1 protein-coding gene is annotated in these 551 nt (G+C 76.0%); it reads left to right on the top strand.

The window, feature by feature from the left end:
- A partial coding sequence (locus GT042_RS35680) for an ADP-ribosylglycohydrolase family protein (protein WP_161312825.1) occupies positions 1-492 on the top strand: 492 nt, incomplete at its 5' end.
- Positions 493-551 lie beyond the last annotated feature (59 nt).

Genomic DNA, 551 nt, shown 5'->3' with positions numbered 1-551 from the left:
GCGGCGGGGGTCGCGGCGGCGATGGCGGGGGCGGGTCCCACGTCGGTGGTCGCGGCGGCGCTCTCGGTGATCCCGATGGACTCGTGGACGGCCCGCACCCTGCGGCGGGGGGTGGTCGCGGCGCGGCGGGAGTACCCGGACACGCTCACCATGGAGCGCGCGGTGCGCTCGTCGGTGGTCATCGGCGGCTATCCGTGGACGGACCTGGCCCCGGAGGCGGTGGGCCTGGCCTTCGGCGCGTTCACGGCGGCGCGCGGCGACTTCCGTACGTCGGTCCTCATGGCGGTCAACATGGGCCGCGACGCGGACACGACGGCGGCGGTGGCGGGGGCCCTGGCGGGCGCGCTCTCGGGGGCGCGGGCCATCCCCCCGGAATGGTCCTCGGCGATCGGACCGGTACGGGGCAGCTGCCTGCCCTCGATGCGCGGCTACCACGTCCTGGACATCGCGGACCTGCTCACCCCGGACGAGGAAGAGGCACGACGCCCATGACACGGAACGACCGGGACGAGCCCCGGGGCACGACACGATTCGACACGCCGGGGGCGGGG

The organism is Streptomyces sp. SID3212 (assembly GCF_009865405.1).
GTDB lineage: Bacteria > Actinomycetota > Actinomycetes > Streptomycetales > Streptomycetaceae > Streptomyces.
Note: the sequence above shows the minus strand (reverse complement) of the source record. Positions and strands in the feature narration are given on the sequence as shown.